The sequence below is a fragment of the Aeromonas sp. R3-1 genome, from assembly GCF_040908345.1.
GTDB lineage: Bacteria > Pseudomonadota > Gammaproteobacteria > Enterobacterales > Aeromonadaceae > Aeromonas > Aeromonas veronii.
In genome coordinates this window covers 1-18,797 of sequence record NZ_JBFODN010000084.1, presented here as the reverse complement: position 1 = coordinate 18,797, position 18,797 = coordinate 1, and the positions used below count along the sequence as shown (strand labels likewise).

The window sequence follows — 18,797 nt, the reverse complement described above, 5'->3', positions numbered from 1 at the left end:
CATCCTACTTTGAAAGGTTTTAATAGTCTGACAAGTGAGTATGAAGAACAACATTTTCAATGTTTTATAAAAGCAGGGAGTACTGTAGGAAGTTATATTAAGGATGTCGATGGTGAACGATATGCAAATCCATTTAAAGATAGTGAATATATGGTTTCCTTGAGAAAAATTTTAGTCATGTCTTATGAGGGGCTATTGAAGCCGACTTTAGATGATGAATATTCATCTCGTTTTATCTCGTTAACAATAGATTGTGTTAGGCGTATGCGGAATTTGACTGTAGAAGAAAATACTATTTTGGCAGAAAAGGAACTGTCACTATTGGAGCGACGCTTAACAACGTATAAAAATTTAGTTGAGCTGGCCGTGCATCTTGACTAAATAAAGCCGGGATAACCCGGCCTTACTATCCGCTTATTTATTATGCCGCTTATAAAGCCGCTGAACGACATCCTGTAATCCCAGCCCTTCGTTTTGCAACAGCACGGTCAGGTGGTAGAGCAGATCGGCGGATTCGTTGATAAGCTCCTCCCGATCCTTGGCCATGGCGGCCAGCGCAACTTCCACACCCTCTTCACCCACCTTCTGGGCGATGCGCTTGGTCCCTTTGCCGTAGAGGCTGGCGGTGTAGCTGGTGGCCGGATCGGCCCCTTTGCGGGCGGCCAGCACTTGCTCCAGCTCTGCCAAAAAACCGAGCGGTGGCAGAGGGTGGCCGTTAAAGCATGAGGTAGTGCCCTTGTGGCAAGTGGGGCCGACGGGGTTGGCGGCGATCAGCAGAGAGTCCTGATCGCAGTCGGTGCTGATGGCCACGAGGTTGAGCACATTGCCCGAGCTTTCACCCTTGGTCCAGAGCCGCTGTTTGCTGCGGCTAAAGAAGGTGACCTGACCGGTAGTCTGGGTCTTTTCCAGCGCTTCGCGGGTCATAAAGCCCTGCATCAGCACCTCGCCGCTGGCGGCATGCTGGACGATGGCGGGGATCATGCCATCGCATTTTTCCCAATCGAGCTGCTCGGCAAGGGGGCGCGCGCTGGCGGTGGTTTGTGTGTTATCTGAGAAGTTATTCACGGATGGCGACTCCTTCGTTTTTCAGCCAGCGTTTCAATTCGGGAATGGGGATAAGGCCCTTGTGGAACACAGAGGCGGCCAGCGCCCCGTCCACATCGGCGAGGGTAAAGGCATCGCGAAAGTGCGCCATGGCACCGGCGCCGCCGGAGGCGATCAGCGGCACCTTGCAGACGCTGCGCACCAGCTTGAGCTGCTCAAGATCATAACCCTGACGCATGCCGTCCTGATTCATCACGTTCAGCACGATTTCGCCCGCGCCGCGTTTTTGCACCTCCTGTACCCAGTCGAGGGTGTGCCAGGCAGTGGTGCGGGTGCGACTCTCGTCACCGGTAAACTGTTTGACCTGATAGTGGCCCGTCTCGGCGTCGAAGTAGGAGTCAATGCCCACCACCACGCACTGCACGCCAAAGCGCTCGGCCAGTCGGCTGATAAGGGTCGGGTCGGCCAGCGCCGGAGAGTTGATGGAGACCTTGTCGGCGCCAAATTCCAGGATCTGGCGGGCATCTTCCACGCTTTTAATGCCACCGGCGACGCAGAAGGGGATATCGATCACCTCCGCTACCCGGCTTACCCAGCTCTTGTCCACTACCCGCGCATCGCTGGAGGCGGTGATGTCATAGAACACCAGCTCGTCAGCCCCTTCCTCGGCGTAGCGGCGCGCCAGCTCGACAATGCCGCCCATCACCTCGTGGTTGCGAAATTGCACCCCTTTGACCACCACGCCATCTTTTACGTCGAGGCAGGGGATAATGCGTCTTGCCAGCATCATTTGCCTCCTGTGGTAACGGCCGCGGGCGCTTGCCAGCAGGCGATGGCGTCACCCACCGAGAACTTGCCCTCCAGCAGGGCGCGGCCAAGGATGATCCCCTTGACGCCGGAGCCCTTGAGCGCCTCGATATCTGCGATGCCGCCAATGCCGCCGGAGGCTTGAAAGGCGACGCTCGGGTAGCGGGCGCAGAGATCCCGATAGAGCTCGACGTTGGTGCCAGCCAGGGTGCCGTCACGGCTGATGTCGGTGCAGAGCACGTGCTTGAGCCCGGCGGGGAGGAAGCGCTCGATGAGCGCCTCGATGGTCACCCCGCTGTTCTCCTGCCAGCCTGCCACCGCGATATGGCGATTGCCCTGCTCATCGATATTGACGTCCAGCGCCAGCACGATCTGCTCGGGGCCATATTTCTCCATCCAGCTGGCCACCAGATCCGGGGATTTGACGGCGGTGGAGCCAATCACCACCCGGCTGGCGCCGGCGGCCAAGAGATCTGCCACATCCTGCTCCGTGCGCACGCCGCCGCCGACTTGCACCGGCGCTTCGGTGGCCGACAGCAGTTGAGTCAGCAGGGGCAGCTGGCGAGCCTTGGCATCCTTGGCACCGTCCAGATCCACCAGATGGAGCTGCACCGCCCCTTGGGAGACATATTCATCGAAGCGCGCCTGCGGGCTGCTGCTGTATTCGGTCTTCTGCTCGTAATCCCCCTGATAGAGGCGAACTACCTGACCATTGATAAGGTCAATTGCGGGAATGATCATGCTAGTCACAGCTCCAGAAAATTTTGCAGCAAACGGGCACCGGCTGCGCCTGAGCGCTCCGGGTGGAATTGGGCGCCGAAGAAGTTGCTGTGCTCTGCAACCCCACCGACGATGGCGGTAAACGGCTTGCCGTAGTCGCAGGTCGCCAGCGTCGCTTCGGTCACCTCCAGCGCATAGGAGTGCACGAAGTAGAAGTAGCTGCCGCTCGGGATCCCCTTGAGCAGAGGATGGGTCTCGTCATGCTCAATCTGGTTCCAGCCCATATGGGGCAGGCGCAGATTACCGACCTCCATCAGGCGGATCTTGCCCGGTACTATGCCAAGGCAGTCGATGAGATCGCCTTCACTGCCATCGGCATTCATGCTCTCTTCGGAGGCCTCCGCCAGCATCTGCATGCCGAGGCAAAAGCCCAGCAGCGGCTGCTTGGCGGCGCGAATAAGGGGCACCAGCCCCCGTTCGTTGAGGTTGTTCATGGCGGCCACCGCGGTGCCGACGCCGGGCAGGATCAGCTTGTCCGCCTGCTCGATATCGGCTGCTAGGCTGGAGACCCGCGGCTGCACACCGAGGCGTTCGAACGCCATTCTGACCGAGGCCAGATTGGCGCAGCCAGTATCGATAATGACCAGCTTCTGCTTGCTCACATCCATCACAGCACTCCCTTGCTGGAGGGAAGCTCGCTCCCTTCCACCCGAATGGCCTGACGCAGGGCGCGGCCAAAGCCTTTGAACAGCGCCTCCACCTGATGGTGGGTGTTGCCGCTGCCCACCTTCATCTGCAATGTGATGGCCATGGCGTCCGAGAGGGAGCGGAAGAAGTGGGGCACCATCTCGGTGGCCATCTCGCCCACGTTGTCACGGCCAAAGCCGCTCGGGCAGTCAAACACGAAGTAGGGGCGACCGCTGAGATCCAGCGCTGTGCTCACCTCCTGCTCGGTCAGTGGACGCGCATCGATCACCGCTTGCACCTCGTCCATCGCCAGCACGAAGCCGAAACGGCCGATACCGCGCTTGTTGCCAAGGGCCTGACGCAGCGCCTGACCCAGCGCCAGTCCGACGTCTTCCACCGTGTGGTGATCATCGATATGCAGATCGCCGCTGACGTTCAGCTTGAGCTGGAAACCGGCGTGGGTGGCAATTTGATCCAGCATGTGATCAAAGAAGCCGATGCCGGTGGCGATCTGGTTGCCGCCGCTCTTGTCTAAATCCACTGCCGCCTGGATGCGGGTCTCTTTAGTGTAACGTTCTACTTCGGCAACTCGTCCTTTGGAGAGCAGCTGATCACGGATGGCGGGCCAGTTGTGATCCTGCGGGTGGTAGCGAATACCGCCAATGCCCATATTCTCGGCCAGCTGCAGATCGGTCTGGCGATCGCCAATCACGAAGGAGTTGGCAAAGTCGATGCGACCCGAGGCGAGATACGCCTTCACCAGTCCAAGGTGGGGTTTGCGGCAGCTGCAACCGTCGGTGGGGAAGTGCGGGCAGATCAGCACCTGCTCCCACTTCACCCCTTGCGATTCAAACAGGTGCATCATCAGGTCGTGGGGCGGCTGGAAGTTCTCCAGCGGCAGGCTGGCGGTGCCCAGCCCATCCTGATTGGTCACCATCACCAGCACGTAGCCGGCGGCCTGCAACTCGCGCAGCACCGGAATGACCATGGGCTCGAAGCGCAGCTTGGCGAGGCTATCCACCTGCTTGTCGGTCACTGGCTCTTCAATCAGGGTGCCGTCGCGGTCGATAAACAAAAACGGGGTCTTCATCGCTACATCCTTGTCTTACAAAGTGGGAGAGGGCAGATCACGCAGTACCGCCAGCACGGCATCCATCTCGCCCTGATAGCCGATGGTGACGCGAATGCTGTTATCAAGGCCCGGCTTGCTGGAGAAATCCCGCAGAATGATGCCGGCGGCCTTCATGGCGGCAAAGACGGCGGCGCCATCCACAAAGCGCACCAGCACGAAGTTGCCCTTGTCTTCGAATACTTCCTTCACGCAGGCAAGCGTTGTGAGCTCTGCCTTGAAGGCGGCTTTTTGCTTGTTGAGCTCTATTACTCGCTCGCGCATCAGCTCCAGCCCCATGGGGGAGAGGGCCTGCGCCGCGATCTGGGCGATGGGCTCGGGGATGGGATAGGGGGCGATCACCTTGGCCAGCATGGCGATCACCTCGGGGCTTGCCAGCGTAAAGCCGCAGCGGATCCCCGCCAGGGCAAAAGCCTTGGAGAGGGTGCGGGTCACCACCAGATTGGGGAAGCGGGCCAGCAGGTCCACCACGGACGCCTCTGGGCAGAACTCGATATAGGCCTCGTCCACCACCACGATGGCGCGATCCCGCGCTTTTTCCAGCAGGGTGATAAGGCCGTCGCGACCCACCAGATCCCCGGTGGGGTTGTTGGGAGAGCAGAGAAACACCAGTTTCACATCAGACAGACGGTCCGCGATGGCGGACCAGTCCGGCTGGCGGCTGGCGGTGAGCGGCTGCTCGGCTAATGGTTGCTCAACAATGCCGACGCCGCAGGTCTCGGCGCTGATGGCGTACATGCCGTAGGTGGGCGGACAGATGAGGATCTGATCCTCACCCGCTTCGCAGAAGGTGCGGATCAAGAGCTCGATGGCCTCGTCGGCGCCGCGGCTCACCAGCACCTGATCGGGATTAACCCCGGCGTAGGCGGCATAGCCGTTCACTACCTCGGCCGGTTGGCACTCGGGGTAGCGGTTGAGGCGGCTCCCCTCGATGGTAAAGGGATAGGCCTGCGGTGCCTCGTTGGCATTGAGCCAGACGTGGCCCTTGCCACCGATGCGGCGAGCAGATTGATAAGGGGTGAGGGCCCGCACCACGCGGCGCGCCAGATTGGCAATGCTCATGACAAATCCTTCTGCTGTGCTGTTGGTTGGGGCGCGGCGGCCAGGGCGTTCAATCTCAGCGTCACGGCGTTCTTGTGACCATCGAGCCCTTCGGCCTGAGCGATGCGTTCGACAATGGGGCCGAGCCCCTGAATACCCTCGACGCTCAGCTCCTGCACCGTGTAGCGGCGCTGATAGTCAGCAAGGCCCAGGCTCGAGCAGGTACGGGCATAGCCGTAGGTGGGCAGAGTGTGGTTGGTGCCGCTGGCGTAATCACCGACCGACTCGGGAGTCCATGCCCCCAGGAAGATGGAACCTGCGTTCTCGAGTTTATCCAGCAGGTCGCGGGGTGCCTGGGTCTGCACAATCAGGTGCTCCGGCGCGTAGGCGTTGGAGATGGCGCACGCCTCGGCCAGATCGTCACAGAGGATCACCAGACTGCTGCCGAGCGCCTGGGCGGCGATATCGCGGCGGCTCAGCTTGGTCAGCTGGCTTTTAATTTCCCCTGCGATGGCATCGGCCAACAACGGCGAGGTGGTGACCAGCACTACCTGGCTGTCGGGGCCATGCTCGGCCTGGGAGAGCAGATCCGCCGCCACGAAGGCCGGGTTGGCGCTCTCGTCAGCAATCACCAGCACCTCGGAGGGGCCTGCGGGCATGTCGATGGCAGCGCCACGCCAGTCGCGAGAAACTTGCCCCTTGGCCTCGGTCACGTAGGCGTTGCCCGGGCCAAAGATCTTGTCCACCTTGGGAATGCTCTCGGTGCCGTAAGCCATCGCCGCGATGGCCTGCGCGCCGCCGATGGCAAACACCTTCTCGACGCCGCAGGCGCGGGCGGCAAACAGGATCTCGTCGCTGGCGGGGGACGGGGTGCAGAGCACCACTTCACGGCAACCGGCGATAGCAGCCGGAATGGCCAGCATCATCACGGTGGAGGGGAGCGGTGCGCTGCCCCCCGGCACATAGAGGCCGACCCGGCTGATGGGCTGGGTGCGCAGCTCGCACACCACCCCGGGTTGGGTCTCGACTCGCACCACCGGCTGCACTTGCGCGGCGTGGAAGGTGCGAATGTTGGCGATGGCCGCTTCGATGGCGTTTTTGATGTCGTCATCCAGCCGCGCGCAGGCAGCTTCAATTTCGGCCTCGCTGACGCGCAGCTGCTCACGGGGAGCGCGCTCGAAGCGCTGGCTCAGCTCGCGCAGGGCCTCATCACCACGGCTACGCACCGCGGCGATGATATCCCGCACCACGGCGCCAATATCGGCCTCGTCATTGAGGGCGGGCCGGGTCAGTACATCGGCCTGCTGGGCGGGAGAGAGGGTCTTCCAGATCAGGGTCTGCATGATATCCCTTCCTTATTCCATCATTTTTTCGATGGGCAGCACCAGAATGGAGCTAGCACCGAGGGCCTTGAGCTGCTCCATGGTCTCCCAGAACAGGGTCTCGCTGGAGACGACGTGCAGGGCCACCTGATTGGTGTCACCGGCCAGCTGCATGATGGTGGGGCGCTCGGCACCCGGCAGCAGATCGGTGATGGCATCGAGCTTGTCTTTGGGGGCGTGCAGCATGATGTATTTGCTCTCGCGGGCTTGCTGCATCCCCTGAATGCGGGGCAGCAGTTTGTCGATGAGCTGCTGCTTGGCATCGGACAAGGGGTTGGGGGCCTGTACCAGTACCGCCTTGGAGCGGTAGATCACCTCCACCTCTTTGAGGCCATTGGCTTCCAGGGTCGCGCCGGTGGAGACCAGATCGCAGATGGCATCAGCCAAGCCCGCTCGGGGTGCCACTTCCACCGAGCCGCCCAGCATCACGCTCTTGAAGCCGAGCCCCTTTTCGTCAAAGAAGCGCTTGAGCAGCCCAGGGTAGGAGGTGGCGATGCGCTTGCCGGCCAGGCTCTCTGGCCCTGTGTAGGTCACATCTTCCGGCACCGCCAGCGAGAGGCGGCAGCCACCAAAGTCGAGCTGCTTGAGGGTTTTGACCTCGAAGGGTAGTCCCTGTGAGGCACGAATAAGCTGCACCTCTTCCAGCACGTTCTCGCCGATGATGCCAAGGTCGACCACCCCTTCCATCACCAGACCCGGGATGTCGTCATCACGCACCCGCAGGATATCGATGGGCATGTTCTCGACATGGGCGATGAGGCGCTGCTCGCGCAGGTTGATTTTCAGGCCACAGCTCTTGAACAGGGCTTGGGAGTCCTGGCTCAGACGACCGGACTTTTGCATGGCGATACGCAGACGTTGTGTTTCCATTTGCTCGATTTCCTTCTAGTCAAAAACGAAAAAACCCTCGGAAGTGTGTGCTTCCGAGGGTTTATGAATCTTGCGGTCCTTTTGGAAGTCACCAGTTAAGTGTCCTCCAGCAGTCAACCTCCTGAAAGACTAGTCGGGATGATGATGGTGGTGATGAGTCTTCAGGATGGCGAACTTCATGTAATCAATCCTTTACAAAATAAGATGTCGTAATTGACGCCTGATTTAAACTACCTGCCTTGACAGAAAATGCAACCCGAAATTGTGATTTGATCGATTAAAGTGGCGAAAACGGTTTTCTGGTCGATAACTAGACAATAACCCCTGCAGGAGTCGCCATCATGCCCAGCCAGGACCTGTTGTTCCCCATTTTGCCCCGAGCACCCGCTGCGCCCGGCAGCGAAGAGATCAAGCGGGAAGTGAACCAGATCAGCAAAAAGCACCAGCTGCGCAAGACCAGCACTGACAACAGTGACTCCCAGCAGCGCCAGCAGGCATATAACACGCCAGCCAAGCGTGATCAGCCAAAGGCGGAGGAGGGCGATCACAAGCCGGACCCCGAGCATCAGATCGATCTGTTCGTCTAGGCAGATTATCTGTCCCGCTTTTGCCGCGCTTTTGGCATAATGGCCGCTTTTGCTGCGGGACGCCCTTTTGACCATCCAGACCCTGTTCAAGCCAGATGGCCCTCTGGCCAGCCATATCGACGGTTTCAAAGCCCGCGCTCCCCAACTGGAGATGGCCGAAGCGGTCGCGCGCGCCATCAAGAGTGGTGGCCGTCTGCTGGTTGAGGCAGGAACCGGTACCGGCAAGACCTACGCCTATCTGGTGCCTGCGCTGGAATCCGGCAAGCGGGTTGTGATCAGCACCGGCTCCAAAAATCTGCAGGAACAGCTCTTCTATCGGGATCTCCCGACCATTACCGGCGCGCTCTCCTACACCCCGCCGGTGGCCCTGCTCAAGGGGCGCAGCAACTATCTGTGCATCGAGCGGATGAACCGGCTCTTGAGCGAATCTCATCTGCAAAAGCCTGAAATCCTCAACGATCTGGTGAAGGTCAAATCCTGGTCTACCGCCACCGATAACGGCGATGTGGGGGATATTCCGGGATTGCAGGAGAACGCTGAGATCCTCGCCCACGTCACCAGCACCAACGATAACTGTCTCGGTCGCGACTGCCCCTATTACGACGACTGCCATCTGGTGGTGGCCCGACGCCGCGCCATGGATGCCCAGGTGGTGGTGATCAACCACCACCTATTCTTCGCCGATATGGCGGTGAAAGACACCGGATTTGGCGAGTTGGTGCCGGAGGCGCAAGTCTATGTCTTTGACGAGGCACACCAGCTGCCGGAGATCGCCACCAACTACTTCGGCAAGTCGGTGGGCAGCCGAACGATTCAGGATCTGGCGCAGGATATCCAGCTGGCCTATCGGGCTGAGGCCCACGACATGGCTCAGCTCGGCAAGGCGGCGGACAGGCTTGCCATCGCCAGTCAGGATTTACGGCTCGCCTTCGGAGTGGATGGCGGTCGCGGCAATACCCGCGACATGTTGCGCCAGCCGCTTTGGGGGCAGGCCCTGGCTCGTCTCAACGATGCCATCGGGCTTTGCTACGAAGTGCTGAAACTTGCTCTCGGGCGGGGCGAGCAGCTGGATCATGCCTTCGAGCGCATCAGTGAACTGCGCACCCGCCTGGGTGAAGTGCTGGCGGTCAACCAGACCGGTTTCTCATACTGGTACGACTGCTCACGGCTTCATTTCACCCTCAATCTGACCCCGCTCTCGGTGGCCGAGCGATTCAGTGCCGAGGTGCAAAGACCGGAAGTTGCCTGGGTCTTCACCTCCGCCACCCTGACGGTGGATATGCGTTTTGACCACTTCAAGGCCGAGCTGGGGCTGGCGGGCAGCGCCGAGCTTATTCTCGACAGTCCGTTCGACTATGGCGAGCAGGCGCGGCTCTGTGTGCCCCGCTATCTGCCGGAGCCCAATGCCTTTGGCCGTGGCGAGCAGCTGGCCAATCTGATGATCCCGCTCCTCAACAAGACGCCGGGGGGCTGTTTCTTCCTCTGCACCAGCCATCAGGTGATGCGCCAGGTGGCCGAGGTGCTGCGCCGGGAGATTGGCCGCACCGTCTTGTTGCAGGGGGAGGACAACAAGCAACGGTTGCTCAAGGAGTTTGTCGAGAATGGCCGTGCCGTGCTGGTGGCGACCAGCAGCTTCTGGGAGGGGATCGACGTGAGAGGGGCGGCGTTGTCGTGTGTTATCATCGACAAACTGCCGTTTGCCAGCCCTGATGATCCGCTGCTCAAGGCGCGGGTGGATGATTGTAAGCTCAAGGGGGGGGATCCCTTCGCCGAGCTGCAGTTGCCCAAGGCGGTGATTGCCCTCAAACAGGGGGTGGGGCGGCTTATTCGTGATCGCAGTGATCACGGAGTGCTGGTGATCTGTGATCCACGAATGGTCAACAAGCCTTACGGCGCCACCTTTATCAAGAGTCTGCCCGCCATCCCCCGTACCCGGGAGTTGGGAACGCTGGGGAGTTTTTTCGATCGCACTGAACGCGGTGAATAAGTGTGCCGCCAGCTAACAGATTTGAACAACGGGTGAGCATATCTCGCTTGCCGGTTATGTAATTGACTGATTTTATAGAGATTGGAAAGCATGAACGAGTTGAAGATCCTGGCCGTTGATACCGCCACCGAAGCCTGCTCCGCCGCCTTGCTGGTGGGTGACAAGCTGTTCTCCCGCTGGGAGGAGGCGCCACGGGATCACACCCGAAAAATCCTGCCCATGGTTCAGGCTGTGTTAGAGGATGCCGGGATAAGTTTGAGTGACCTCGATGCCATCGCGTTCGGCCGCGGCCCGGGCTCCTTTACCGGGGTTCGGATCGGCATCAGTGTGGCGCAAGGTCTGGCGTTTGGTGCGGGTGTGCCGCTGATTGGCATCTCGACCCTGGCCGCCATGGCGCAAGGGGCCTATCGACTGGATGGTGCCCAGCAAGTGCTGACCGCCATCGATGCGCGGATGAACGAGGTCTATTTCGGCCGCTATGAGCTGATTGATGGTCGCATGCAGCTGGTGGGTGACGAGGTGGTGAGCGATCCCGCGGCGCTGGTTGACGCCCGTGGCAAGCTGGCGGGCCCTGTGACCTGCGTCGGCACCGGTTTTGAAACCTATGGCGAGACCCTGAGTGGTCTGGCCGATGAGCTGGCAGTGAGCCAGGTGCGTTTCCCGGCGGCAGAAGACATGTTGCCGCTGGCCCGCGCCGCCTGGCTGGCGGGGGAGGCTGTGCCTGTGGAGCAGGCGACGCCGGTCTATTTGCGTGACAAGGTGACCTGGAAAAAACTGCCGGGTCGCGAATAAGGGCAGGAGCGCTGACGTCATGTCGCTCTTGCCGCTCATCAGCTGCAACACAAGCGGATGGCCCCTACGGGCCACGCTGGCAACAGGAGAGTGACATGATGCGTAATACCAGAAGCGACATGATGAAACGCACAATGGTGGTCGGGGCGCTGGCCCTGCTGCTCGGGTCCTGTAGCTCGGTTCCCAAGGAGCTGACCTATGAGCCAGAAAACCAGCTGGTGGCTTATCAACCCGCCCTTGGCGGAATGGAGGGCAAACCGGCGCGCTGGAGCGGCGTTATCTCGGCGGTGCACAACAAGGCGGATCAGAGCGTTATTGAAGTGGTCTATCTGCCGCTCAAGTCCAACGGTGTGCCGGAGCAGACCGAGCAGAGCCCGGGCCGTTTTCTGGCCATCATGAAGGGTTTTGTCGATCCGACCCTCTACGCCAAGGGGCGCAGCCTGACAGTGCTTGGCACCATAGGCCAACCGGTGGATAGCCAGATTGGCGAGCACAAGTACCGCTTCTCTGTGCTCAATGTGACGGGCAGCAAGCTGTGGCCGCCAGTCAAAGAGGTGGAGGTGCGCTATATGGACCCCTACTTCTACGACCCCTTCGATGATCCCTTCTGGCCGAGACGGCCGCTGCGTCGCTAAGGCTTGCCATGATCAACAACATCAAAAGCACTCTGCACGAACGTCTGCTCACCTTGGCAGATGGTCGGCAGGTGGCCCTGCTTGAGAATCAACTCGCGGATCAGGCTCAGCAGGGCAAACCCCTGCTGATTGCCCTGCACGGCTGGCTCGACAACAGTGCCAGCTTCTTGCCGATGGCGCCGCATCTGGATGATTTTCACCTCATCTGTGTCGATCTGCCGGGGCACGGTCACTCCGATTACAAAACCACCCCTTATGTCTTTGTCGACTGGCTGGACGATCTCTATCAGATCGTGCAGGCGGCGGGCTGGTCGCGCTTCACTCTACTCGGTCACTCCCTCGGGGCGTTGATCGCCTCGGCCTATGCCGGGGTGTTCCCCGAACAGGTGGAACGGCTGATCATGCTGGAGGGGCTGGGGCCGCTGAGCCAGCCCGATGAGGAGGTACCTGCGCAGCTGCGACGTGCAATTTTAAACCGCAGTCGCACCCGGGAGCGCAGTGCCAACGGCTTTGCCTCCATCGATGAGGCCGTGGCTGCTCGTTGCAAAGTGGCGGATATCACGCCGCAGGCGGCGCGTCTTATCTGTGAACGGCAGCTTGAAGAGCGGGCAGGGCGCTGGCACTGGCGCAGCGACCCCCGTTTGCGGGATCTTTCACCCCTGAGAATGAGCGAAGGGCAGGCTCGGGCGCTGATGGCGGCTATCCGCTGTCATGTGCTGTTGATTCAGGGGGAGCAGGGCTTTGCTGCGCTGGAAGCCCAATGGCAGGCCCGTCAGGATGCCTTCCAGCAGATCGAGCGGGTCATATTGGGTGGAAACCACCATTTTCATATGGAAAATTCGGTTGATACGGCCGTTTGTATCGTAAAGTTTTGTCAAGTTCGGTAGAATCGCCAGCTTTCAATAATTCCAGGTTTGTTTTCTCCCTCACATTTTTCTGTTGTTAATTTGCTGTTAATTGATGTTGCGCTGTGTAAATATGAGCGACATTAGAGCATCAGCTTAAAACAACCGATTAAAATGGATGTGAACCGGGACGGAGGCAACACAGTGAGCGCACAGGTGCTAGTTATGCAGGAGAAGTTTGTGGAAAAAGTCTGGCTGAAACGTTATCCGGAAGGGGTTCCCGCCGATATCAATCCAGACCAATACAGCTCCCTGGTCGAGATGTTCGAATCCTCGGTGACCCAGTTTGCCGATCAGCCCGCCTTCGTCAACATGGGCCAAACCATCACCTACCGCCGGCTGGAAGAGCAGTCCCGCGCCTTTGCTGCCTACCTGCAAAACGAGCTGAAGCTGGAGAAAGGGGATCGGGTTGCGGTGATGATGCCTAACCTGCTGCAATACCCCATCGCCGTGTTCGGCATCCTGCGCGCGGGCATGATCGTGGTCAACGTCAACCCGCTGTATACCCCGCGCGAGCTGGAGCATCAGCTCAAAGACTCCGGTGCCAAAGCCATCGTCATCGTCTCCAACTTCGCCCATACCCTGGAAAAGGTGGTCTACGACACCCCGATCAAGCACGTTATCCTGACCCGGATGGGGGACAACTTGGGGCTGGCCAAGGGCACCTTGGTCAACTTCGTGGTCAAGTACGTCAAGAAGCTGGTGCCGAAATACAATCTGCCCCACGCTACCACCATGCGTCAGGCCCTCTCCAAGGGTCGTTTCCTGCAGTACATCAAGCCGGAGATCACTAACGACGCTCTCGCCTTCCTGCAGTACACCGGTGGCACCACCGGCCTCTCCAAAGGGGCCATGCTGACCCATCGCAACATGATTGCCAACGTCGAGCAGTGCCTCGGCGTCTACGGCCCCATGCTGGAACGCGGCAAGGAGTTCGTGGTCACCGCGCTGCCGCTCTATCACGTCTTCGCCCTGACCGTGAACTGCCTGCTCTTTATGCGTATCGGCGGTTACAACCTGCTGATCAGCAACCCGCGCGACATCCCGGGGTTTGTCAAAGAGATCAAGAAGTATCCCTTCACCTGCATTACCGGGGTCAACACCCTGTTCAATGCGCTGGTCAACAACGAAGAGTTTCAGGGGATCGCCTTTGACAAGCTCAAGCTGACCATCGGTGGCGGCATGGCGGTGCAGCGCGCGGTTGCGGAGAAGTGGAAGACACTGACCGACACTCCGCTGCTGGAAGGCTATGGTCTGACCGAGTGCTCACCACTGGTGAGCGTCTGCCCCTACGATCTGACTGATTACAACGGTTCCATCGGTCTGCCGGTCTGCTCTACCGAGATCCGGCTGGTGGATGACAACGGTCAGGTGATCCACACCCTCGGCACCCCGGGCGAGATGCAGGTGCGCGGCCCGCAGGTGATGGTGGGCTACTGGCAGCGTCCCGAGGCGACCGCCGAAGTGATGCAGGATGGCTGGCTCTGTACCGGTGATATCGCCGTGTGCGACGAGCAGGGCTTCTTCAAGATCGTTGACCGCAAGAAGGACATGATCCTGGTATCCGGTTTCAACGTCTATCCGAACGAGATCGAAGATGTCGTTGCCCTGCACCCGAAAGTGTTGGAAGTGGCCGCCGTGGGTGTGCCACACAAGGTTTCCGGCGAGCTGGTGAAGATCTTTGTGGTCAAGAAAGATGCAAAATTGCAGGAGGACGAGATTATTGCCCACTGCCGCAAACATCTGACTGCCTATAAGGTGCCGAAACTGGTAGAATTTCGTGACGAACTTCCCAAGACCAACGTGGGCAAGATCCTGCGCCGCGTACTGCGCGACGAGGAGATTGCCAAGCAATAACCGGACTGCGGCTGCAGAAGCCTCTGCAAACCAGCACCGTCGTTATGCAGAACCGTGGGTCATCCCACGGTTTTTTCTTTTTGGCTCTGATCAACCGCGCAGGCACAGATGCACTATCAACTTATCACTCAGCAAGCCGAACTTGAGCAGTATCTCGCTTCTCTGGCCGACGTTCCCCTGGCTATCGATACTGAATTCGTTCGCACCCGTACCTACTATCCCCAGCTTGGCCTGTTCCAGATCTATGACGGCGAGCATCTGGCGCTGCTGGATCCGCTGACCCTGGATCTCTCCGCCCTCTGGCAGCGACTGGGCAGGGAAGGGCAGATCGCCATCCTGCACGCCTCTGGCGAAGATCTGGAGCTTATCCAGCATCAGGCTGGCCACCTGCCCAACCAGATGCACGACACCCAGCTTGCTACCGCCTTTCTCGGTTACGGCGTCTCGGTCGGCTTTGGTGCGCTGGTGAATGAATTCCTCGGGGTCGAGCTGGAAAAAGATCAGGCGCGCACCGACTGGCTGGCACGCCCGCTTACGCCGCGTCAACTCGAATACGCGGCGGCGGATGTCTTCTACCTGATGCCGCTCTACGAGAAGGTGATGGCCAAACTGCGGGAAAGCGGCAAGTTTGCCTGGTTCGAGCAGGAGTGCCAAAACCATTCCGCCCGCAAGACTCAGGGTAGCGATCCCCGTCAGGCATATCTTGACATCGTCAACGCCTGGCAACTGGGTCGCCGCGAGCTCGCCATTCTGCGCGAGCTGGCCGCCTGGCGCCAGCAAGAGGCGGTGCGCCGCGATCTGGCCCTCAACTTCGTGGTCAAAGAGCTGCACCTGTTCAAGGTGGCAGAGCGTCGTCCTGCCTCCCTGCGGGATCTCAACGAGTTGGGTCTCTCGCCCATCGAGATCAAGATCCACGGCAAGCGGATGCTCGATATTGTCGCCAAGGCGCAGCAGAGCGATCCTGACAGCTGGCCTGAGCCCATTCGCCGGCTGGTGGACTATCCCCAGTACAAGGCCGAGCTCAAGCGCATCAAGGCCATGGTGGAAGAGAAGGCCAAGGTGAGCAATATTCCTCCCGAGCTGATTGCCAGCAAGAAGATCATTCACCAGTACTTCACCTGGAGCTGGCGGATGAACGACGAAGAGCGAGCTCGCAGCGACAAACCGATGCTGCTGCAAGGGTGGCGTCATGAGCTGGTCGGTCACCTGCTGGCACAATAAGCCACCAGACGGTTGCACCTATAAATCAATCCTCACCCTCGGGTGGGGATTTTTATTGGGCGAAAGAGACAAATGGGCATGCTGAAATGGGGAACGCAGGTGGGACGTGGCTGGCCGGATGGCAGGAATCGAGAGTGAAAAAGAGAGCAGCGAAGAAAAGGCAGCGGCTAACACCGCTGCTTTTTTGATCACCAGATAGGCTGGGTCAGGTAGGGGTTGCTCACCTTCTCGCGACCGAAGGTGGAGCTGGGGCCGTGGCCCGGGATAAAGACGATCTCGTCCCCCAGCGGCAGCAGGGTTTCGGTGATCGACTTGATCAGCGTACCGTGATCGCCACGGGGGAAGTCGGTGCGGCCGATGCTGCCGGCAAAGAGCACGTCGCCAACCCAGGCGAGTTTTTCGGCTTGGGAGAGCAGCACTATATGGCCCGGAGTGTGGCCGGGGCAGAAGTAGACATCCAGCTCGCACTGGCCAAGCTGCACCTTGTCACCCTGCTCAAGCCAGCGATCCGGCGTGAAGGCGGGGGTATGGGCGAAGCCGAACATCTGGCTCTGCTGGGGCAGCATGTCGAGCCAGAAGGCGTCCTCCTTGTGGGGGCCGGTAATGGTGACGCCAGTTTTTTCCCGCAGCTCGGCGGCGGCACCGACGTGATCCAGATGACCGTGGGTCAGCAGGATGTGGGTCAGGGTCAGGCCGCGCTTGGCAATGGCGGTCAGCAGTTTGTCCGCTTCGCCGCCCGGATCGATCAGGGCGGCCTGATGGGTCTCGTCACACCAGATGAGGGAGCAGTTCTGGGCGAACTGGGTGACCGGGATCACCTCGAATTTCAACATAGAGTTCCTCTCTTGGGATGGGTCAGCCGCGCAGCGCGCTGGCATGCTGCTCGGCGAAATAGTCGAGGCAGGCCTGCTTGTCACCGCGAAACACGATGCGCTCCTGCTTGTTGCCAAGCTGATAGAGATACATGGGGTCGTAGTAGCGGGTTAGCAGCAACGTGATCCAGGCCAGATGCAGCCCGGTATCGCCGCTCTTTTCCTGCTCGGTGAGGGCGGTTTGCATCAGGGCATCCAGCTCGCGGTGGGCCAGATCGCCAAGACGGCGCTTGAGACGGGCCAACGCATCGGTGAGGTAGGCGGCAAACAGCGGCCATCCCTCTTCTTGGCCATACATGGCTTGATAGCGCAGCCAGAGATCGTGCACGTAATCTTCGCGGATCTGCTCGGCGCGATCGATTTGCGGTACATCTACCACCACCAGCGGTGCCTGACTCATGGCCTCATGGAGGGAGAGGGGCAGGCAGCAGCGGCCAATCAGGCGGCTCTCGTCCTCGACTACGAAGGCATGCTCGCCCTGATGGCGGCGCTTGAGCAGTTCGATGGCCATGTTGTTTTCAAAGTTGATGTTGCTGGGCTGGCCGCCGGGCAGCTGACCAAACGACGAGCCCCTGTGATGGGCGTGTCCTTCCAGATCGAGCGCCTGGGCCACGTGGTCCAGCATATGGGTCTTGCCGGAGCCGGTCATGCCGGTCAGCACAGTCCAGCGGCACTCGGCAGAGGCCTTGTCCTGGGTGTCGATCAGGAAGCGGCGCAGCTCCTTGTAGCCACCGGCGACGCGGGGGCGAGTCACCCCGGCATCAGCCAGCCACTGTTGTACGGTTTGCGAGCGCAGGCCGCCGCGAAAGCAGTAGAGCAGGGCATCGGGCTGCTGGCGCAACTGCGCCAGCCAGCCTTCGAGTCGCTCGGCACGAACTGCTCCCCCCACCAGCTTGTGTCCAAGCTCAATGGCGGCGGCCTGACCCTGCTTCTTGAAGCAGGTCCCCACCTGGGCGCGCTCATCGTCTGTCATCAAGGGCAGGCTGGTCGAGCAGGGGAAGGCCCCCTCCTTGAACTCGATGGGGGCGCGCACATCAATCAACGGCACATCGCCTAAAAAAATCTGGGCGTAGTCCGTGGCCAGTGGCAATTCACTCATTGGACAATCTCGATAAAGCGGGAGCCATCAAGGGGCTTGATCTGACCGATGGGTGAGAGTTCTAGCCCAGCTTCGCGCGCGATGGCGAGCAGCTCGGCTTCGCTCTCTTTACCCACGGCGACCAGCAGGCCGCCGCTGGTTTGCGGATCGCACATGATGTTGCGGGTGCGATCGTCCATGGCATCGAGCTTGTGGCCGTAGGAGTCGTGGTTGCGCAGAGTCCCGCCCGGTACGCAGCCCTCGGCGAGGTAGTAATCCACCTCATCCAGCAGCGGCAGCGCCTTGAAGTCGAGGCGGGCGCTGACGCCAGATCCTTCACACATCTCCAGCAGATGGCCCGCCAGACCAAAACCGGTCACGTCGGTCATGGCGTGCACACCCGGCAGCTCGGCAAAACGCTGGCCAATCTTGTTGAGGGTGCACATGGCGTTGGGGGCCAGCTGCTCGTGTTCGGGCTTGAGCTTGCCCTTCTTCTGGGCGGTGGTGAGGATACCGATACCAAGGGGCTTGGTCAGATAGAGGGTGTCACCCACCTTGGCGGTGTCGTTCTGCTTGATGGCATCAAGCGGCACGATACCGGTTACCGCGAGGCCGAAGATGGGCTCGGGGGCATCGATACTGTGACCACCGGCCAGCGAAATGCCCGCTTCGTGGCACACCTGACGGCCGCCATCGATCACCTGCTGGGCCACTTCGGCGGGCAGGGTATTGATGGGCCAGCCGAGGATGGCGATGGCAACGATGGGCTTGCCGCCCATGGCGTAGATATCGCTGATGGCGTTAGTGGCGGCGATGCGGCCAAAGGTGAAGGGGTCATCGACGATGGGCATGAAGAAGTCGGTGGTGGAGACAATGCCCTGACCGTTGCCGATATCGACCACGGCCGCGTCATCTTTGCTGCTGTTGCCAACGATCAGGGTCGGGTCGTTGAAGCCCGGGATCTGGCTCTTGAGGATGGTGTCGAGTACCTTGGGAGAGATTTTGCAGCCGCAGCCAGCGCCGTGGCTGTATTGGGTCAGACGAATGGAAGACATACTTACCCCTTTTATTTGCAAACAGAGCAGAGGCTCTGTGGAGCCGTCTTGGTCAATGGGCGGCCTTGTAGTGAGGAAGACAAGAAGCCGCAAATATGGGTGGCCTCGGTGCCAACAGGGGCAGCGAT

At 60.1% G+C, this 18,797-nt stretch carries 18 protein-coding genes, 1 pseudogene and 1 other annotated feature; of the genes and pseudogenes, 8 read left to right on the top strand and 11 right to left on the bottom strand.

Translation table 11 applies throughout. The features are described 5' to 3' along the window. Positions 1-381: pseudogene (locus AB5Y85_RS05530) on the top strand (NTPase KAP); the annotation flags it as partial. A gap of 33 nt (positions 382-414) precedes the next feature. Here AB5Y85_RS05530 and hisIE read toward each other — a convergent pair. From hisIE to hisG, 8 genes are read right to left on the bottom strand one after another with little or no spacing between them, the layout of a single operon-like run. Further along, the gene (hisIE, locus tag AB5Y85_RS05525) at positions 415-1,065 is read right to left on the bottom strand and encodes a bifunctional phosphoribosyl-AMP cyclohydrolase/phosphoribosyl-ATP diphosphatase HisIE (protein ID WP_257687532.1); all 651 of its coding nucleotides are present in this window, start codon (positions 1,063-1,065) and stop codon (positions 415-417) included. Further along, complete coding sequence (gene hisF, locus AB5Y85_RS05520) at positions 1,058-1,831, bottom strand: imidazole glycerol phosphate synthase subunit HisF (protein WP_101530599.1); 774 nt, start codon at positions 1,829-1,831, stop codon at positions 1,058-1,060. Before hisF ends, hisIE begins: the two co-directional genes overlap by 8 nt. Further along, complete coding sequence (gene hisA, locus AB5Y85_RS05515; protein WP_368221256.1) at positions 1,831-2,592, bottom strand: 1-(5-phosphoribosyl)-5-[(5-phosphoribosylamino)methylideneamino]imidazole-4-carboxamide isomerase; 762 nt, start codon at positions 2,590-2,592, stop codon at positions 1,831-1,833. The genes hisF and hisA overlap by 1 nt, the downstream gene beginning before the upstream one ends. Positions 2,593-2,597: 5 nt before the next feature. Continuing rightward, entirely contained in the window at positions 2,598-3,239 is a 642-nt protein-coding gene (gene hisH, locus AB5Y85_RS05510) for an imidazole glycerol phosphate synthase subunit HisH (protein WP_368221255.1), read from the bottom strand. Further along, positions 3,239-4,348 carry a bifunctional histidinol-phosphatase/imidazoleglycerol-phosphate dehydratase HisB gene (gene hisB / locus AB5Y85_RS05505; RefSeq protein WP_368221254.1) on the bottom strand — a complete coding sequence of 370 codons (1,110 nt, stop codon included), beginning with the start codon at positions 4,346-4,348 and terminating at the stop codon, positions 3,239-3,241. The genes hisH and hisB overlap by 1 nt, the downstream gene beginning before the upstream one ends. A 15-nt stretch (positions 4,349-4,363) precedes the next feature. Beyond that, positions 4,364-5,449: a histidinol-phosphate transaminase gene (hisC, locus tag AB5Y85_RS05500; RefSeq protein WP_368221253.1), complete on the bottom strand. Its 1,086-nt coding sequence runs from the start codon at positions 5,447-5,449 to the stop codon at positions 4,364-4,366. Then, positions 5,446-6,771, bottom strand: coding sequence for a histidinol dehydrogenase (hisD, locus tag AB5Y85_RS05495; RefSeq protein WP_368221252.1), 1,326 nt, complete (start codon positions 6,769-6,771; stop codon positions 5,446-5,448). Before hisD ends, hisC begins: the two co-directional genes overlap by 4 nt. A gap of 12 nt (positions 6,772-6,783) precedes the next feature. Continuing rightward, on the bottom strand, positions 6,784-7,680 hold the full coding sequence (hisG, locus tag AB5Y85_RS05490) for an ATP phosphoribosyltransferase (RefSeq protein ID WP_005336757.1): 897 nt from the start codon (positions 7,678-7,680) through the stop codon (positions 6,784-6,786). A 29-nt stretch (positions 7,681-7,709) separates the two neighbouring features. Further along, positions 7,710-7,834 (bottom strand) — a sequence feature (His leader region). Between the two features lie 187 nt (positions 7,835-8,021). Here hisG and AB5Y85_RS05485 point away from each other — a divergent pair. The 7 genes from AB5Y85_RS05485 to rnd all read left to right on the top strand — a co-directional run bounded on the left by AB5Y85_RS05485 (position 8,022) and on the right by rnd (position 15,664). Beyond that, a complete protein-coding gene (locus AB5Y85_RS05485) occupies positions 8,022-8,267 on the top strand; it encodes a hypothetical protein (RefSeq protein ID WP_047440092.1) in 246 nt (81 codons plus the stop codon). 67 nt (positions 8,268-8,334) lie between these two features. Next, entirely contained in the window at positions 8,335-10,254 is a 1,920-nt protein-coding gene (locus AB5Y85_RS05480) for an ATP-dependent DNA helicase (RefSeq protein WP_257687526.1), read from the top strand. A gap of 90 nt (positions 10,255-10,344) precedes the next feature. Continuing rightward, the gene (tsaB, locus tag AB5Y85_RS05475) at positions 10,345-11,046 is read left to right on the top strand and encodes a tRNA (adenosine(37)-N6)-threonylcarbamoyltransferase complex dimerization subunit type 1 TsaB (protein WP_257687525.1); all 702 of its coding nucleotides are present in this window, start codon (positions 10,345-10,347) and stop codon (positions 11,044-11,046) included. A 119-nt stretch (positions 11,047-11,165) separates the two neighbouring features. Further along, complete coding sequence (locus AB5Y85_RS05470) at positions 11,166-11,681, top strand: Slp family lipoprotein (RefSeq protein WP_257687555.1); 516 nt, start codon at positions 11,166-11,168, stop codon at positions 11,679-11,681. Between the two features lie 8 nt (positions 11,682-11,689). After that, positions 11,690-12,568, top strand: a complete 879-nt coding sequence (locus AB5Y85_RS05465) for an alpha/beta fold hydrolase (RefSeq protein ID WP_257687524.1) — start codon at positions 11,690-11,692, stop codon at positions 12,566-12,568. 198 nt (positions 12,569-12,766) lie between these two features. Next, on the top strand, positions 12,767-14,443 hold the full coding sequence (fadD, locus tag AB5Y85_RS05460) for a long-chain-fatty-acid--CoA ligase FadD (RefSeq protein WP_368221257.1): 1,677 nt from the start codon (positions 12,767-12,769) through the stop codon (positions 14,441-14,443). A gap of 108 nt (positions 14,444-14,551) precedes the next feature. Further along, positions 14,552-15,664, top strand: coding sequence for a ribonuclease D (gene rnd / locus AB5Y85_RS05455; RefSeq protein ID WP_257687522.1), 1,113 nt, complete (start codon positions 14,552-14,554; stop codon positions 15,662-15,664). A gap of 188 nt (positions 15,665-15,852) precedes the next feature. On the opposite strand, the gene AB5Y85_RS05450 is transcribed toward rnd, so the two are convergent. Genes AB5Y85_RS05450 through selD form a run of 3 tightly spaced genes read right to left on the bottom strand, consistent with a single transcriptional unit; the run spans position 15,853 to position 18,669 of the window. After that, positions 15,853-16,497: an MBL fold metallo-hydrolase gene (locus tag AB5Y85_RS05450; protein ID WP_139494831.1), complete on the bottom strand. Its 645-nt coding sequence runs from the start codon at positions 16,495-16,497 to the stop codon at positions 15,853-15,855. A 22-nt stretch (positions 16,498-16,519) separates the two neighbouring features. Beyond that, positions 16,520-17,635 (bottom strand): tRNA 2-selenouridine(34) synthase MnmH, encoded by a 1,116-nt coding sequence (gene mnmH, locus AB5Y85_RS05445; protein ID WP_257687521.1) that lies wholly within the window; start codon positions 17,633-17,635, stop codon positions 16,520-16,522. Then, positions 17,632-18,669 carry a selenide, water dikinase SelD gene (gene selD / locus AB5Y85_RS05440; protein WP_257687520.1) on the bottom strand — a complete coding sequence of 346 codons (1,038 nt, stop codon included), beginning with the start codon at positions 18,667-18,669 and terminating at the stop codon, positions 17,632-17,634. The genes mnmH and selD overlap by 4 nt, the downstream gene beginning before the upstream one ends. Positions 18,670-18,797: the final 128 nt, after the last annotated feature.

Bases quoted from the DNA above. Each gene is read 5' to 3' on its own strand.
- hisF (WP_101530599.1), bottom strand. From the start codon at position 1,831: ATGCTGGCAAGACGCATTATCCCCTGCCTCGACGTAAAAGATGGCGTG.
- hisA (WP_368221256.1), bottom strand. From the start codon at position 2,592: ATGATCATTCCCGCAATTGACCTTATCAATGGTCAGGTAGTTCGCCTC.
- hisH (WP_368221255.1), bottom strand. From the start codon at position 3,239: ATGGATGTGAGCAAGCAGAAGCTGGTCATTATCGATACTGGCTGCGCC.
- hisB (WP_368221254.1), bottom strand. From the start codon at position 4,348: ATGAAGACCCCGTTTTTGTTTATCGACCGCGACGGCACCCTGATTGAA.
- hisC (WP_368221253.1), bottom strand. From the start codon at position 5,449: ATGAGCATTGCCAATCTGGCGCGCCGCGTGGTGCGGGCCCTCACCCCT.
- hisD (WP_368221252.1), bottom strand. From the start codon at position 6,771: ATGCAGACCCTGATCTGGAAGACCCTCTCTCCCGCCCAGCAGGCCGAT.
- hisG (WP_005336757.1), bottom strand. From the start codon at position 7,680: ATGGAAACACAACGTCTGCGTATCGCCATGCAAAAGTCCGGTCGTCTG.
- AB5Y85_RS05485 (WP_047440092.1), top strand. From the start codon at position 8,022: ATGCCCAGCCAGGACCTGTTGTTCCCCATTTTGCCCCGAGCACCCGCT.
- tsaB (WP_257687525.1), top strand. From the start codon at position 10,345: ATGAACGAGTTGAAGATCCTGGCCGTTGATACCGCCACCGAAGCCTGC.
- AB5Y85_RS05470 (WP_257687555.1), top strand. From the start codon at position 11,166: ATGATGAAACGCACAATGGTGGTCGGGGCGCTGGCCCTGCTGCTCGGG.
- AB5Y85_RS05465 (WP_257687524.1), top strand. From the start codon at position 11,690: ATGATCAACAACATCAAAAGCACTCTGCACGAACGTCTGCTCACCTTG.
- rnd (WP_257687522.1), top strand. From the start codon at position 14,552: ATGCACTATCAACTTATCACTCAGCAAGCCGAACTTGAGCAGTATCTC.
- AB5Y85_RS05450 (WP_139494831.1), bottom strand. From the start codon at position 16,497: ATGTTGAAATTCGAGGTGATCCCGGTCACCCAGTTCGCCCAGAACTGC.
- mnmH (WP_257687521.1), bottom strand. From the start codon at position 17,635: ATGAGTGAATTGCCACTGGCCACGGACTACGCCCAGATTTTTTTAGGC.
- selD (WP_257687520.1), bottom strand. From the start codon at position 18,669: ATGTCTTCCATTCGTCTGACCCAATACAGCCACGGCGCTGGCTGCGGC.